Annotated in this window: 14 protein-coding genes and 1 tRNA gene; 12 read left to right on the top strand and 3 right to left on the bottom strand. The window is 68.7% G+C overall.

Translation table 11 applies throughout. The annotated features are described in order from the left end of the window. The first annotated feature begins 197 nt into the window (after positions 1–197). From OC550_RS01685 to OC550_RS01665, 5 genes are all read left to right on the top strand, one after another. Positions 198–560: a YciI family protein gene (locus OC550_RS01685; protein ID WP_262103579.1), complete on the top strand. Its 363-nt coding sequence runs from the start codon at positions 198–200 to the stop codon at positions 558–560. A gap of 66 nt (positions 561–626) precedes the next feature. Further along, complete coding sequence (locus OC550_RS01680) at positions 627–1370, top strand: MBL fold metallo-hydrolase (RefSeq protein WP_262103578.1); 744 nt, start codon at positions 627–629, stop codon at positions 1368–1370. Between the two features lie 83 nt (positions 1371–1453). Continuing rightward, on the top strand, positions 1454–2545 hold the full coding sequence (locus OC550_RS01675; RefSeq protein ID WP_262103577.1) for a substrate-binding domain-containing protein: 1092 nt from the start codon (positions 1454–1456) through the stop codon (positions 2543–2545). An 88-nt stretch (positions 2546–2633) separates the two neighbouring features. Then, on the top strand, positions 2634–2831 hold the full coding sequence (locus OC550_RS01670) for a DUF1508 domain-containing protein (protein ID WP_262103576.1): 198 nt from the start codon (positions 2634–2636) through the stop codon (positions 2829–2831). Further along, positions 2828–3058: a hypothetical protein gene (locus OC550_RS01665; protein WP_262103575.1), complete on the top strand. Its 231-nt coding sequence runs from the start codon at positions 2828–2830 to the stop codon at positions 3056–3058. Before OC550_RS01670 ends, OC550_RS01665 begins: the two co-directional genes overlap by 4 nt. Here the strand turns inward: OC550_RS01665 and OC550_RS01660 are convergent. After that, positions 3039–3191 carry a hypothetical protein gene (locus tag OC550_RS01660; RefSeq protein WP_262103574.1) on the bottom strand — a complete coding sequence of 51 codons (153 nt, stop codon included), beginning with the start codon at positions 3189–3191 and terminating at the stop codon, positions 3039–3041. The two genes, OC550_RS01665 and OC550_RS01660, sit on opposite strands and share 20 nt — an antisense overlap. Positions 3192–3247: 56 nt before the next feature. On the opposite strand from OC550_RS01660, the gene OC550_RS01655 reads away from it, so the two are divergent. The 4 genes from OC550_RS01655 (at position 3248) to OC550_RS01640 (ending at position 6658) form a co-directional block, all read left to right on the top strand. Further along, positions 3248–3871, top strand: coding sequence for an SRPBCC domain-containing protein (locus OC550_RS01655; RefSeq protein ID WP_262103573.1), 624 nt, complete (start codon positions 3248–3250; stop codon positions 3869–3871). 126 nt (positions 3872–3997) lie between these two features. Next, positions 3998–4069 (top strand) — tRNA-Gln (locus tag OC550_RS01650). A gap of 103 nt (positions 4070–4172) precedes the next feature. Further along, complete coding sequence (gene glmU / locus OC550_RS01645; RefSeq protein WP_262103572.1) at positions 4173–5681, top strand: bifunctional UDP-N-acetylglucosamine diphosphorylase/glucosamine-1-phosphate N-acetyltransferase GlmU; 1509 nt, start codon at positions 4173–4175, stop codon at positions 5679–5681. Further along, positions 5678–6658 carry a ribose-phosphate diphosphokinase gene (locus OC550_RS01640; protein ID WP_262103571.1) on the top strand — a complete coding sequence of 327 codons (981 nt, stop codon included), beginning with the start codon at positions 5678–5680 and terminating at the stop codon, positions 6656–6658. The genes glmU and OC550_RS01640 overlap by 4 nt, the downstream gene beginning before the upstream one ends. A 119-nt stretch (positions 6659–6777) precedes the next feature. On the opposite strand, the gene OC550_RS01635 is transcribed toward OC550_RS01640, so the two are convergent. Continuing rightward, positions 6778–7491, bottom strand: a complete 714-nt coding sequence (locus OC550_RS01635) for a hypothetical protein (protein WP_262103570.1) — start codon at positions 7489–7491, stop codon at positions 6778–6780. 393 nt (positions 7492–7884) lie between these two features. Between OC550_RS01635 and OC550_RS01630 the strand changes: the two genes are divergently transcribed. Beyond that, positions 7885–9816: a hypothetical protein gene (locus OC550_RS01630; RefSeq protein WP_262103569.1), complete on the top strand. Its 1932-nt coding sequence runs from the start codon at positions 7885–7887 to the stop codon at positions 9814–9816. 329 nt (positions 9817–10145) lie between these two features. Further along, positions 10146–10679 (top strand): hypothetical protein, encoded by a 534-nt coding sequence (locus OC550_RS01625; RefSeq protein WP_262103568.1) that lies wholly within the window; start codon positions 10146–10148, stop codon positions 10677–10679. A gap of 159 nt (positions 10680–10838) precedes the next feature. Here OC550_RS01625 and OC550_RS01620 read toward each other — a convergent pair whose 3' ends face one another. Continuing rightward, the gene (locus OC550_RS01620) at positions 10839–11015 is read right to left on the bottom strand and encodes a CsbD family protein (protein ID WP_262103567.1); all 177 of its coding nucleotides are present in this window, start codon (positions 11013–11015) and stop codon (positions 10839–10841) included. A gap of 895 nt (positions 11016–11910) precedes the next feature. Between OC550_RS01620 and OC550_RS01615 the strand changes: the two genes are divergently transcribed. After that, on the top strand, positions 11911–14043 hold the full coding sequence (locus OC550_RS01615) for a DUF11 domain-containing protein (protein ID WP_262103566.1): 2133 nt from the start codon (positions 11911–11913) through the stop codon (positions 14041–14043). Positions 14044–14090 lie beyond the last annotated feature (47 nt).

Here is a 14090-nt window from a genome sequence, read left to right as displayed (position 1 = left end):
CCATAAGGACGGCGCCGGCAGGGGGTAGCCGCAGGGCGCGCTGTCCTTAGCATGGCAGGGCCGGTGGTGTAGGAAGTCTCTTGAGACCGAGACTTTTGCCCCAGCACCGCCGGCCCGGCCGCCACCCCGTCACCGTGCCGCCCTGCCGGGGAAGACGGCCAAGGTGGCTCCAAGCAAAGGGGAGTACCTTTGCAGGCATGAAGCACTTCATGCTCGCGATCCAGCAGCCCGACGGCGGTCCGCCCGCGCCCGAGGCGCTGGAGCCGATCATGCGCCGCGTCGAGGCGTTCAACACCGAACTCAAGGCCGCGGATGCCTGGGTCTTCGCCGGCGGGCTGCAGCAGCCCGAGGCCGCGGCCGTCGCCCGCCTGAGGGAGGGGGAGGTGGTGCTCGCCGAGGGGCCTTATCTACCCGGCACCGAGCACGTCGGCGGCCTGACGATCCTGAAGGCGAGGGACTTCAAGGAAGCCCTCGGCTGGGCGCGCAAACTGGCCCGTGCGACCACGCTTCCGGTGGAACTTCGCGAGTTCCAGGGCGAGATGCCCGAGCACCTGCCCTAAAGCGTCTGCTGCTGCGACCATGGGAAAGAAAGCCGCCTCATCGCGCCATGGGAAGCAGGAGGAGCCATGTTCCATCGCAGTGTCGCCGACGGAATACATCTGGTCGAGCATGCAGACGTCAATTGCTACATCGTGGAGGACGGGGGCCGCCTGCTGCTCGTTGACGCCGGCCTGCCCGCCATGTGGCGGATGACGGGAGAGGCTATCCGCCAGCTCGGCCGCTCACCCCGGGACATCGAAGCGCTCGTGCTGACCCACGGGCACTTCGACCACGTCGGGTTTGCCGCCCGGCTTCAGCGCGAGCTTGGTGTGCCGATCTACGTGCATCCCGGAGATACCTACATAACGGCCCATCCTTACCGGTACAAGCACGAAAAGAACCGCCTGCTCTACCCGATCAGGTATCCGCGCTGCATTCCCATCTTGACGCGGATGACCGTTGCAGGCGCACTGAACGTGAGGGGCGTCAGCGACGTGCGCTCCCTGCAAGCCGACATGACGCCGGGGCTGCCCGGACGGCCGTCTATCGTCTACACGCCCGGACATACCGAGGGCCACAGCGCCCTGCATTTCCCGGACCGGGATGCCGTCCTGACGGGAGATGCCCTGGTGACCCTGGACCCTTACACCGGAACGAAGGGGCCGCACATCGTCTCGGCAGCCGCGACGGCCGACACGCACCAAGCGTTGGAGTCGCTCACCGCGCTGGCCGCCACCGGCGCCCGATTCGCGTTGCCCGGTCATGGCGAACCATGGGGCGACGGCGTGGCCGCGGCGGTTGAACAGGCGCGGCGGCGCGGAGCCAGCTAGCCGGGTGGCCCCATGCCCTGCCAAAGCGGCGCCAAACTAAGTAGGCTTAGCTTCATCCGGTGGTCGACAGACGAGGTGTTGAAATGAAGCTGCGGACGAAGCGTGCAAGTTGGATGCAGGCGCTGGCAGTCACGGCCGCGGGTGCCCTGGTGCTCACCGGTTGCTCGCAGGACGAAGGGACCGGTGCCGGTCCGGAGGCCGGCGGGGCGGGCGGTTTCGACACCGGTTCCGTCATCGGCGTTGCGCTGGAGGAGGGCGGGCAGAGCGAGGCGCAGCTGTTTGCCCAACAACTCGAGGAATCGAACTTCGAGGCGCAGGTCCAGACCGCGGCCGACCCTGCCGAACAGGTGGAGCAGCTGACCAAGATGATCGAGGGGGACATGGAGGTCCTGATTGTGGATGCCGTGGACCCTGCGGGCCTGGGTGAGCAGTTGGAGGCAGCCAAGGCGAAGGGTGTCCCGATCATTGCGTACAAGACCCTGGTCACGGGGACGGATGCGGCCGACTATTTTGTCTCCGGCGACGCCTTCGAAGCGGGGGCCGGGCAGGCGCAGGCGTTGCTGGACGGCCTCGGGGAACGTCACGGCAAGGGCCCGTACAACGTCGAGCTGTTCAGCGGCGATGCCGGGGATGGGGTAGCCCGGAGGGTCTTCGACGGGGCCATGAGCGTGCTGCAGCCGGCGGTCGATAACGGCACAGTTGCCGTCGCGTCCGGCCAGACGTCCTTCGAAGATACCGCGACAAAAGGCGCTGCCCCGGACGAAGCGAAGAAGCGGCTCGACGGACTGCTGGGCGATACGTACAAATCCGAGGATCTTCAGGGCGTCCTTGCGGTGGATGACGCGGTAGCGCAGGCCGTGCTCGGCGCCGCCGGTTCGAGCCGGCCGGACATCGTTGTTGTGGGCGGCGGCTCGGCTGCCGAGGCCGTGGAGTCGATCATGAAGGACGAACAGTACGCCACGACCTACACGGATCCGACCGCCTTGATCAGCCAGGCGGTCTCCATTGTCCGCAGGCTTTCGCAGGATGATCAGCCTGCAGCCGACGATCCCGAGTCCTACGACAACGGCGAGGAGGCTGTGCCTGCCTTCCTGGCCAAGGTAGAGACGGTCACCCGGGAAAATGCGCCGGACGTCTACGCCGAAGACCCGGAGTTGTCCAAGCTGGCCAAATAGCACCCGAACCCAAGGACTCTGGCGGAGCTACCCGCTGCTAGTGCTAGGCTGCCTCTACTCACAGCGAGTACGCGAAGAAAGGTCCGACATGGGCGCATTCGAGCTGTATCAGGACTCCGATGCACAGTTCCGCTTCAGGATCCTGGACGACGACGGCCGGCTGGTCGCCGAATCCGTTCCGCACGCGTCAAAATCCGAGGCCGTCGATGCCATTAACACCACGCGCAATTGCGCCGCGGGTTCCTTGGTCAGGGACCGCACGGCGGGCGGGCAGGTGGCCCGGTGAACAAAAGCAGACCGCTCGCGCCGAAGGACCCGTTCCCCTCCGATTTGGCCGCGCTGGCCAACGAGGAGCTGGAGGATCTGGCCGGACGGTTGCAGGAAGAAGTCTTCCGGGAGTGCAACGGCCGCGCCGGCCAAGCCTCCGACGAGACGCTGCATCGGCAGTCACTGGTGGAACTTGAACTTTCCGTGCGCGGCCTGGAGCCGTCCTTCAGTCCCGGTCCTGCCTGAGGAAGTACAGGATTCCGGCCGCGATCAGCACGCCGGTGCCGACGTAGACAAGCAGCCGCACCGTCTGGACGGCGATGCCCAGGACCAGCAGGACAACGGCGGCGATGGCCAGGAAGACGAGCAGCTGCTTCATGTTTTCAGTATGCCTTGCCTGCCGTTGGTGTCAGTGCCGCATGTTTGGATAGAACCATGGATATCACCAGCGAACTCAACGACCTCCAGCGTTCGGTCCACCAGGTCCGGACGGACGGCCTCGAGGGGATCGGCCTGCTGCTGCGCCGTGACTACCAGGCGGCAGCCGAGGACGTATGGAAGGCCCTGACGGACCCCGCAATGCTGCGGCGCTGGTTCCTGCCGGTGTCCGGCGAACTCGAGCCCGGCGGGACATTCCAGCTGGAGGGCAACGCGGCCGGCAACATCCTCAAATGCGAGGCTCCGGCCCTGCTGCGCCTGACCTTTGGCAGCCCGACCAGCGTGGTGGAAATCCGGCTCGTGGAGCACGGGAGCCACACGTCACTGGAATTCGAGCACACCGTGGACCTGGAAACCGCCGGCAGCGGTGCCGGCGCCCTCTTCGTCGGGCCGGGCTGGGATCTGGCGCTAGTGGCCCTCGGCCTCTTCCTCGCCGGAAGGTTCACCGGAGATCCCAGCGAGTGGGAGAACTCCCGGGAGGTCCGGGAAGCCTCGCAGCTCTCGATCGATGCCTGGGCCGCGGCCGCCGAAGCCTCGGGCACGGCGACGGCCGAGGAGATCGAGCAGGGCGTCGCGGTCGCCACGGCGCAGTTCACCGAGGATCCCGCTGCCGGAAACTGACCTGGACCCGCCGGCCCGGCGTGTGCGCCGCGCGGGTCCCAAGTCGCATCGGGCTCGGCAAACGTGGCAAAATGATTTCTTGTGCCAAGCAGCACGGGGTGTTCCGCCCTGCGCAGTGCGGCACGGTCCGCCCTGGTGTAATGGCAGCACCCCGGCCTTTGGAGCCGTGGAGTCTAGGTTCGAGTCCTAGGGGCGGAACGCGGACGGCCCGCCGCGGGTGGTGCCGCTTCCGGCAAGTAGCATGGCTTTAGTCCCTGCTGAGCTTCAAGACGGATTCCCATCCGGGTAGGAGTGCCACTTAGTGAGCCCCACAGACAACAGTCCAGCCAACCCAGCGCCGGCGCAGAACCCGGCGGCGGTCATCGTTCTCGCCGCAGGCGCCGGCACCCGGATGAAGTCGCAAAAGCCGAAGATCCTCCACGAGATCGGCGGCATCTCGATGGTCGGCCACGCCCTCGCCGCGGCCCGCGGGCTGGCACCCAAGGTGCTGGCCGCCGTCGTCCGCCACGAACGGGACCGCGTCGCCGAGCACATCCAGGACCTGGACGCGGACGCGCTGATCGTGGACCAGGACGAGGTTCCGGGCACGGGGCGTGCGGTGGAGGTAGGCCTCGAGGCGCTGCCCGCTGAGCTGGACGGCACCGTCGTCGTCACCTACGGCGATGTGCCGCTGCTCACCACGGACCTGCTGCGCGAACTCGTCGCCACCCATGACCGGGACGGCAATGCCGTGACCGTGCTGACCGCCGTGCTGGACGATGCCGCCGGCTACGGGCGGATCATCCGCAGCGCGGACGGCACCGTGCAGGGGATCGTCGAGCACAAGGACGCCACCGAGGACCAGCGCGCCATCCGCGAAATCAACTCGGGCATCTACGCCTTCGACGCGAAGATGCTGCGCGACGCGCTGAAGCAGATCACCACGGACAACGTGCAGGGGGAGAAGTACCTCACGGACGTGCTGGCCATAGCCAACGACGCCGGGGGCCGGGTGGCCGCGGTGGTCACCACGGACCGGTGGCAGGTCGAGGGCGCCAACGACCGGGTCCAGCTGGCCCAGCTCGGCGCGGAGCACAACCGCCGGGTGTGCGAGGCGGCAATGCGTGCCGGCGTGAGCATCGTGGACCCGGCCACCACCTGGATCGATTCCACCGTGACCTTCGGCACGGACGTGACGCTGCTGCCCGGCACCCAGCTGCACGGCGCGACGCACGTGGCGGGCAATGCCGTCGTTGGTCCGGACTGCACGCTGACCAACGTGGTCATCGACGAGGGCGCCACCGTCACCCGCACCCACGGCTCGGACAGCCGGATTGGCCCGAACGCCAAGGTCGGCCCGTTCACCTACCTGCGGCCGGGCACGCAGCTGGGGGAGAAGGGCAAGATCGGCGCCTTCTACGAGACCAAGAACGTGATCATCGGCAAGGGCTCCAAGCTCAGCCACCTCGGCTACGCCGGGGATGCCGAAATCGGCGAGAACTCGAACATCGGCTGCGGCAACATCACGGCGAACTACGACGGCGTGAACAAGCACCGCACGGTCATCGGCTCGGAGGTGCGCACCGGCTCCAACACCGTGTTCGTGGCGCCGGTGCAGATCGGCGACGGCGCGTACTCCGGTGCCGGCGCCGTGATCCGCAAGGACGTGCCGCCCGGCGCGCTGGCCCTGAACGTGGCCGCCCAGCGCAACCTCGAGGGCTGGGTCCAGCAGAACCGCGCCGGAACCGCCGCCGCGACGGCCGCCGAAGCGGCGCAGTCCGCCCATCAGACTTCCTCCACCCCCACCCCATCAGAAAGTGATCATTCATGACCGGAATCAAGTCCCAAGGCGAAAAGAGGCTCGTCCTTGCCTCGGGCAGGGCCCACCCGGAGCTTGCCAGGGAGATCGCGAAGGAGCTGGAGATTGATCTGCTCCCCACCAGCGCGTACGACTTCGCCAACGGCGAGATCTACGTCCGCTTCGAAGAGAGCGTGCGCGGTACGGACGCCTTCGTGATCCAGGCGCACCCGGCCCCGATCAATGAATGGCTGATGGAACACCTGATCATGGTGGACACGCTCAAGCGTGCCTCGGCCAAGCGCATCACCGTGGTCGCCCCGTTCTACCCGTACGCCCGGCAGGACAAGAAGCACCGTGGCCGCGAGCCGATCTCCGCCCGCCTGGTGGCGGACCTCTACAAGACGGCCGGCGCCGACCGGCTGATTTCGGTGGACCTGCACACCGCGCAGATTCAGGGCTTCTTCGACGGCCCCGTGGACCACCTGATGGCCATCCCGCTGCTGGCCGACTACATGCGGACCCGCGTGGACCTGGACAACGTCACCGTCGTCTCCCCGGACACCGGCCGCGTCCGTGTCGCCGAACAGTGGGCCGAGCGGCTCGGCGGCGCACCGCTGGCCTTCGTGCACAAGTCGCGCGACGTGAACGTGCCCAACCAGGCCGTGTCCAAGCAGGTCGTCGGCCAGATCGAGGGACGCGAATGCGTGCTCATCGACGACATGATCGACACCGGCGGCACGATCTCCGGCGCCGTCCAGGTGCTGAAGAACGCCGGCGCCAAGGACGTCATCATCGCCTGCACGCACGCCGTGTTTTCCGACCCGGCCGCACGCCGCCTCGCCGAGTCGGGTGCACGCGAGGTTGTGGTTACCGATACGCTGCCGATCCCGGCGGAGAAGCAGTTCCCGCAGTTGACCGTGCTGTCGATCGCCCCGTTGATCGCCCGTGCCATCCGCGAAGTGTTCGACGACGGATCCGTCACCAGCCTGTTCGACGGCAAGGCCTGACGCCAGGCCCTCCACACCTGATCGACTGAAGCAGCTGAGGCCCCTTCCTGGACGGAAAACGGGCCTCAGCTGCTCGGTCGTTAAGCCCCTTTGTCCGGCGGGAAGCGGGGTTTCCGCGGCTACGCGCTCAGCAGGGTCTCGAGCCGGCGGCTGCACTCTGCCCGCTGCTTGAGGCCCAGCATCATGCGGCGCTCCATGACGAAGTGCAGCGGGTCGCCGACCAGGTAGTCGAGGAGGCCCAGCCCCAGCCGCGGCAGCACAAACCGCCGCGGCACCAGCAGCCTGAGCCAGCCGGTGTCCCGGTCCCGGACCAGCAAACGTGTCCGGCCGCCGCGCATCGGCTGCAGGATGAATGCCCACGTTCCCACCACCAGCGCCCGGCCGGGCTCCAGCACGGTCACGTCGGCGCCGACCGACAGCTTCCCGATGGAGCCGGTATTGATCCGGTCGCCGACCCGCAGGTCCTGCAGTTCCGGGTGGATCCGCTGCGCCGAATGCGTCTTCTCCGCATAGTGCACCAGGCCGGGGAAGAGGAGCCGATCGAGCCAGTCGTAGCTGTAGAACCCGGCCCTCCGGTCGCCGATCTGCACCAGCCACGGCCACACGTCCTCCGGGTCGGCCTCGATGGTCACGGCCTTCGTGTAGTGCTCGCGCACGTCCGCGGGAACGTCATCGCCCGCCAGCTGCATCGTCCGCTCAGCAGCCGTGCTTCCCCAGTTGCGCATCCACGGACGGAGCACGGCGTCGTACCCTATGGCCGCGAGCAATCCCTCGGCCAGCAGGGCGAGGCTCCGGTCCGACATACCGTTCTGGTCCTTACTAGACGCCTGCATGGGCCCAGTATTCCAACCCGCGCCCCGGGTGTCATGGGCCCTTTGCCCCGCCGGATCGGCCGGAAACCTTGAAAAATTCTTGGGAAACCTGGCCCGCGGCCAATGAACTAATGGATTCACCTAGCCCCGCCGCGGGTGCGCCACTACGCTTTCGAATACCGCCGGATCCTCTCCGTCAGGACGGCCGGCGGCCGGTGGCTTCTGCGCGCACTGCAGTGCGGACGGAGGCGACCGTGGGGACGCAGCCTCTGGGGGAGGCTGCGTGGTGCGGCCGGTCGGGAGGGCGGCCGCAGCGTGCTTCGGCGCGCTCATGAGTCAGGCGGACGGGGAAACGGGTCCGCGCATTCGCACCTGGGACGGCCCGCGAGCGGGCCGGCGAGAGGGAACTTCGATATGGGTGATTCCATGCATTGGTACGGCCGGCCGGACGGGGACGGCGGCAGCCGGACCGGCGGCAACACGAGGCGCAGGCGGCTCCGAGGGGCGCTGGGCGCCGCGGCGGTGTGTGCGTTGACCGTCGGCGGCGTCATGCCGGCAGCTATAGCGGACGACGGCGGGGGCTCACCTACCGTCGACAGCGCGGCCGAGCTGGTCAAAAAGGCTGCAGCCGCGCCGGCCGGAGCCGTGGTTGCCGAAGCCTCGGCAGCCGAGCCGGCACAGGCCGAGCCGGCGGCCGCCAGCGACCCTGCAGCGCAGCAGGCACCCGCGGCGCAGCCTCCTGCGGTACCGGCCGCCGTGGAACCGGCCCCCGCTCCGGCGCCGGCCGAACCGGCCGCGGCAGAACCGGTGCCCGCGCCGGAAGCTGCCCCGGCTCCGGGACCTGACACGGCAGTGCCCGAAACGGCACCAGCGCCCGAGGCTGTCCCGGCCGACGAGGCCGGCGCCGAGGGCGAGGACTTCGGGCAGCAAGCCGAGGCGGAGTCAGAGGCCGGAGGCGAGGAGGAATCCGAGAGCGAGGAAGAGTCCGAGCACGACGAGTCCGAGGACCATGACGACGACGGCGACCATGGCAAGGATGCCTCCGTCCGCGTCGATAAGAAGTGGAACATCGACGGCGAGTACTACGCCGAGGGCGAGCAGCCGGACGGCTTCGACGCCGACCTGAAGCTCTCGCAGCCGAAGGACGAGGACCAGTTCCGCGACGCCGAGTGGGGCTACACCTACGACGACTACCGGAGCGGCAAGGACCTGACGATCAAGGAGGAGACCGACCTCCCTGACGGCTGCTGGCTGGATAGCAAGCAGGGCCTCGGCACCTTCGAGCTGGGGGACGGCGCCAACGAGTTCGTCGTCGTTAATGAGGTCAACTGCGAAACGACCCTGAAGCTCGTCAAGAAGATCGAGCCGTACGGCTACTCGGAAGAGGAGGGCTGGTTCTGGCTCACTGCCACCGCGGAGGGCGAGGACGCCGCCGTCGAAGGTCACAGCGGGGTCTCCGCCCGCGTTGACGCCGGGACCACCTACACGCTGGACGAGGAGGCCACGTTCGACGGCAACGAGGAATTCGAGGAGGGCGACTGGTCCTGCGAGGCTGACGACGGCGAGGTGGAGCAGGACGGCGACACGGTCAGGCCGAAGCATGGCCAGGACGTGACCTGCACCGTCACCAACGAACTCCATGCCAAACACCTCGAGATCGAGAAGAGCGCCGGTGACGCCATCGATGTCGGTGCCGGCATCTGGGAGATCGACTACGAGGTCACCGTGACCAACCCGTCCAGGTTCGCCGACCGCGAGTACGACCTCACGGACACGCTGGAATTCGGCGAGGGGATCACCGCCACGGATGCGGCGTGGCTCCTGGATCACGACGACGAGGACGGCGTCTGGTCCGATCCGTCGGGCGAACCGACGGCGACTTTGGCGGACGACCGCGAGATCGAGGCCGACTCCGTCCACACCTACAACGTCTGGGTGCGCGTCGAGGTCGATGAGGACGCGGACGAGGACCAACTGGACTGCGAGCTGAACGGGGATGACGGCACCGGCCTGCTGAACCGCGCCGTGCTGAACCACAAGTACGAGGCCGAGGCCTGCGCCGAAGTCGAGGTCCCGGAGGAAGAGGGTTACGAACACGGCGAGGAAGAAGAGGAAGAGGAAGCGGCGCCCACTCCGTCGCCGGCCCCGACCCAAGCTCCTTCGCCCGCTCCTGCACCGGCCCCCGCCCCGGCACCGATGCCCGGTGCAGCGGCTCCGCAGCCGGCGCCGGTGGTTCGGCCGCAGCTCGCGCAGACCGGCACGGATAGCCTCTGGCTGGTGCCCGGCGCGGCGCTGCTGATCCTCGGCGGCGCTGCGGCGACGCGGCTGTCGCGCAGGAAGGGCTGATCAACTCGGCTCCGCGGCTGTCGCGCAGGAAGGGCTGATCAACCCGGCTCCGCGGCTGGCCGGGGAACGGCCACGGCCGCGGAGCCGGCTTGACCGGCTGGAGTGAACCGGTTTCAAAAACCGAGGCCGCCGTCCGGAAAGCCGGGCGGCGGCCTCACTCGCGACCGCGCCCGGCGTTCTGCAAACCCGACGTGTTGCAAATGAACCCTGCAAATGAAAACTGTTGGCCCGTAGTGGCTGGATAGAGCCCCCTATCCAGCCACTACGGGCCAACAGATTTGGGTCGGGAGCCTCGCGCGGGGGACGGTTCGGAGGGGCATGATGGAGCCGTGGACAACTTGATCATGGCCGTGCGGGAAGCCGCGGGCGGCCAGGACGTCGGCTGGTGGGAGGTCTTGGGTGCGCTCACGCCGCTGGCCACACTGCTGGCGGCGGCGATCGCCGGAACGATCGCGTGGCAGGCCTTGAAGCAGCGGTCTTTGGCGGACCGCCGGGCCGAGTGGTGGGGCCGGGCGCAGTGGGCGCTGAATGCGGCGCTCTCGGAGGACCCTGCCCTGAAGGAAACCGGGCTCGGTATCCTGGGGATCCTGGCCACGAGCAGCCTCGCCACGGACGAGGAGATCGAGATCCTCTCAGTGGCGGCGGTGCAGCCCCTCGCCCAGGCGTCCCGGCCGTCGGCCCTGCCTGAGCACGGGCCCGGCCAGGCGGAGCAGGGGCCGGGCGGGCAGCAGCGCAAGGACTGGCCAGCGGAGGCGGAGGGCCGGATTGTCCGGCGGGCCGCGAAGCTGCAGGTCGTGACAGACCGGCGCCTCGGCCGCCCGACGCAAGAGTGGGTCCGGCGCCTCGCAGCCGATGGAACTTAGGCGCCGCCCGCCGTCGCTAATGGACGCGGAGCCGGGATACCGCCGTCGGTAATATACGCGGAGCCGGGATGCCGCCGTCGCAAACCAACACAAATAGGGGGACACAAATGAGGGGGTGCGGCCCGCTGGCCGCACCCCCTCATTCGGAGCCTCGAAGGATCAGTCCTTCTTGAAGGCGTCCTTGACCTTCTCGCCGGCGTCCTTCAGGTCCGCCTTGCTCTGGTCAGTCTTGCCTTCGGCTTCCAGGCGCTCGTTGTCGGTAGCCTTACCGGCGGCTTCCTTGCTCTGGCCGCCCAGGCGTTCCGCGGCGTTCTCGATCTTGTCGTCCAAACCCATGGTTTTCTCCCTTCGTTTGGTCGTACCGACTGGCGGTTTGTCAGTCGGCTTAGTTTTTACTCTAACCCTAGGATCGGTCGCTGTGGTCCGGAGGCTGAAATTCGGTGCCGGTCCCGGCTGGAGGGAACCTGGCCCCCAATCCGCGGTCCACCAACTGGTCCTATGGTGTTTGCAAGGGCCCGTTGGTACGTTGGACCTACGCATTTCCCGCAGGGGGCGGGAAGGCTCGCACGAAGGTGTTGGGGCGGCACCAGTTGGTGTGGACCGGGAACGCGCACCGTTCCGGCCACCATTTCCGCCGCCTCCCGTTGGGGGAAGCAGCGGAGAACCCGGACCGCCGGGTCTTGAAGAGGTAGAGGTTGGCCTGGGCCAGCGGCGCCGGCGACGGCGTTGCAAGGCTTGGGTGACGTACAGCCAGTTGGGGGCGTACATGAGGCAACGACGACGGCATTCGGCGTTCGGCTTAAGGGCCGTGCTCGCCGCTTTGCTCACGTGTGCCCTGCTGCTGATGGGCTGGCAGGGGGCCGGCGCCACCGAGGTGGAGCCGACGGAACAGGCTGAGTCCTGGGACGATTCGGCTTCCGCGACGGCAGCTCCGTCGGCACCTGCGCCCATCGAGTCTTCTGCGCCGGAGTCTTCTGCACCGACGCAGTCCGCGTCGCCAACTCCGGCCCCGCCCGCGCCTTCCGGCGTAACGCCGCCGGCGCCGGCGCCGTCTCCGTCGCCGCAGCCCTCCGCCGTCGACCCCGTGGTCACGACGCCGCCGGCAACGCAGCCGCCCGCACCTGCTCCGGCCGAGATCCCGCCGTCGACCGCCCCTGAGACTCCGCCGGCCACCAGCCCGCCAGCGACGACCCCGCCGGCGACAACCCCGCCGGCGACAACCCCGCCGGCCGTGGACCCGCCGGTCGTGCCGCCGGCCACAGGCACCGACGGCACGGACCCGGCAGTGCCGCCGGCCGAGCCGACCGTCCCCGGCGCGGAACCCGCGGATCCGGCCGACGAGCCAACGCCGGCAGAACCGGATAAGGACGGCAAGAACGACGACGGCGACCAGCCCGGCTCGGGCGAGGACCCGGACGGCATCGCCCCCGATGTCATCAAGAAGCCCGTCACCGAGGCCCCGGACGTCGTGGACGGTGCCCCCGGGGACAACTCCGGCAGCGGCGGCCCGGCCGCACAGTTGCTGGTCGATCTGGCCTGGCAGATCAACGGCCGCGCCGCCACCCCCGAGGAAGTCGCCAGCCTCGGCGTCACGGGCGGCCTGCTGATCTCCCCGGACCCCAACAACCCTGCCCGCGTCGGCGTCCCGCAGTCCGGCTATGAGGACGGCAGCGAGATCGCCATCAAGGGCAGCATCTCCACGGGCAAGCAGTGCCAGCTGGTCTCCCGCAGCATGATCGACGGCGACGGGACTGAGGCCATGACGGACGCCGGCCTCACCACGGAACTGGACGAGGGCCTGAACCGCTACACCCTCCGCAACAACCTCGAGTGCGGCCAAAGCGAGGGCGACCTGGAGCTGATGAAGACCGCCGTCACGCCGCAGGAACGCGCGCCCGGCGTCTGGACCGTCGGCTACGACATCAGCGTCACCAACACCTCGGAGGACACCGCAGAGCCCTACAGCCTCCAGGACACCCTGGACTTCGGCCCCGGCCTGAGCATCATCTCGGCCAGCTGGCAGCGCACAGGTGACGGTCCGCCGTCGTCCGGGACGTGGCCCACGCCGGACACCAACCGGACCGCCACGCTGGCTCCGGCAGGCACGAAGCTCGGCTTCGACACCGACCGCGACATCGTCCACACCTACCACGTGGACGCCGTCGTCTCGGTCCCGTCCGGCACTCCCGCGGCGGACCTGGACTGCCGCTTCAACTCCGGCCGCGGCACCGGCCTGACCAGCAGCGTGCAGCTCAACGGCCTCACTGCCAAGGCCTGCCAGCCGCTGCCGGTGCGTGTCGCCGTCGAACAGGACTGGAACATTAACGGCACCCACTACCGCCGCGGCACCCAGCCCCAGGGCTTCGACTCCGCGCTGCTGATGCCCGCGGGACCGGGCGGCGTCGCCAAGGGGGAGTGGGGCGCGTGGTACGCGTACGACGGCGGCACTCCGGTCTCGCTGACCGGGAACCTTGAGCTTCCCGCCGGGTGCGAGGCAGCCGGCACGGACGGTGCGGGGCGGGTCGGCAGGCTCAAATCGATCAACACCGTCACCATCGTTGCCTCGGTGAAGTGCGAGCAGCTGCTGACGCTGGTCAAGGTCCCGATGGCGGATCCCGTCAACGGCGTCACCCCCGCCGACTGGAACCTCTCCGCGACGCCCCGCGGGGAAGCCGCCCCCGCCGTCGTTGGGACCTCAGGCGTGGCCGCCGAGGTGGCCGCCGGAAAGACGTACAACCTGGGGGAGAGCCCGCGCTTTGTCGGCGGGGCCGAGTTCTCGCCCGGCCGCTGGGACTGCGAGTTGACCGCCGGGACGGGCCCGCTAGTGCACGGGGAAACCTCCGTCACGCCCGGCTACGGCCAGCAGATTGCCTGCCAGGTGGCCAGCGACTGGCATGCGCCGAAGCTGAGCGTGACCACCAGTGCCCGCGAGCCCGTTCGGGCCGACCAAGCCGGCGCCGGGGTGTGGGACGTGTCCTACGAGGTCGCCGTGCAGAACCCGTCCGTCATTTCCGGCGCCAGCTACAACCTGATGGACACGCTGGACCTCGGGCCGGGCATCAACATCATCTCGGCCAAGTGGATGCTGCTCGGCTCGGACAATTCCGGTGAGTGGATCCGGCCGGGGCGGAATCCCGCGCAGCTCCTGGCGCTGGACCGCAGCATCGGCGTGATGGACAGCCATGTCTACCTGATCGACGTGCGCATCCGCGTCGACGAGGGGACGCCGGACGCTGCGCTGGACTGCTTCGGCGGCAGCCGCACCGGGCTGGCGAACGTTGCCACCCTGGAACGGGCCGTCACCGCGCGTGCCTGCGCCCCCATTCCCGGCAGCGGACTGGAAGAGGCCGGCAGCCCCCAGTAGGCGGCCCCAGTAGGCCGCCTGCCGCGTCCTCTTGCACCCGGGCCACC

Origin of the sequence: Arthrobacter sp. Marseille-P9274 (genome assembly GCF_946892675.1) — a bacterium.
Classification (GTDB): Bacteria; Actinomycetota; Actinomycetes; order Actinomycetales; family Micrococcaceae; genus Crystallibacter.
The sequence above is the reverse complement of the archived record's forward strand: the minus strand, read 5'-3'. Positions and strand labels throughout refer to the sequence as shown.

Excerpts from the sequence above, each read along its gene's own strand:
- OC550_RS01635 (WP_262103570.1), bottom strand. The coding sequence starts at position 7,491 with ATGCAGGCGTCTAGTAAGGACCAGAACGGTATGTCGGACCGGAGCCTC.
- OC550_RS01685 (WP_262103579.1), top strand. The coding sequence starts at position 198 with ATGAAGCACTTCATGCTCGCGATCCAGCAGCCCGACGGCGGTCCGCCC.
- OC550_RS01675 (WP_262103577.1), top strand. The coding sequence starts at position 1,454 with ATGAAGCTGCGGACGAAGCGTGCAAGTTGGATGCAGGCGCTGGCAGTC.
- OC550_RS01655 (WP_262103573.1), top strand. The coding sequence starts at position 3,248 with ATGGATATCACCAGCGAACTCAACGACCTCCAGCGTTCGGTCCACCAG.
- OC550_RS01680 (WP_262103578.1), top strand. The coding sequence starts at position 627 with ATGTTCCATCGCAGTGTCGCCGACGGAATACATCTGGTCGAGCATGCA.
- OC550_RS01640 (WP_262103571.1), top strand. The coding sequence starts at position 5,678 with ATGACCGGAATCAAGTCCCAAGGCGAAAAGAGGCTCGTCCTTGCCTCG.
- OC550_RS01630 (WP_262103569.1), top strand. The coding sequence starts at position 7,885 with ATGGGTGATTCCATGCATTGGTACGGCCGGCCGGACGGGGACGGCGGC.
- OC550_RS01620 (WP_262103567.1), bottom strand. The coding sequence starts at position 11,015 with ATGGGTTTGGACGACAAGATCGAGAACGCCGCGGAACGCCTGGGCGGC.
- OC550_RS01660 (WP_262103574.1), bottom strand. The coding sequence starts at position 3,191 with ATGAAGCAGCTGCTCGTCTTCCTGGCCATCGCCGCCGTTGTCCTGCTG.
- OC550_RS01670 (WP_262103576.1), top strand. The coding sequence starts at position 2,634 with ATGGGCGCATTCGAGCTGTATCAGGACTCCGATGCACAGTTCCGCTTC.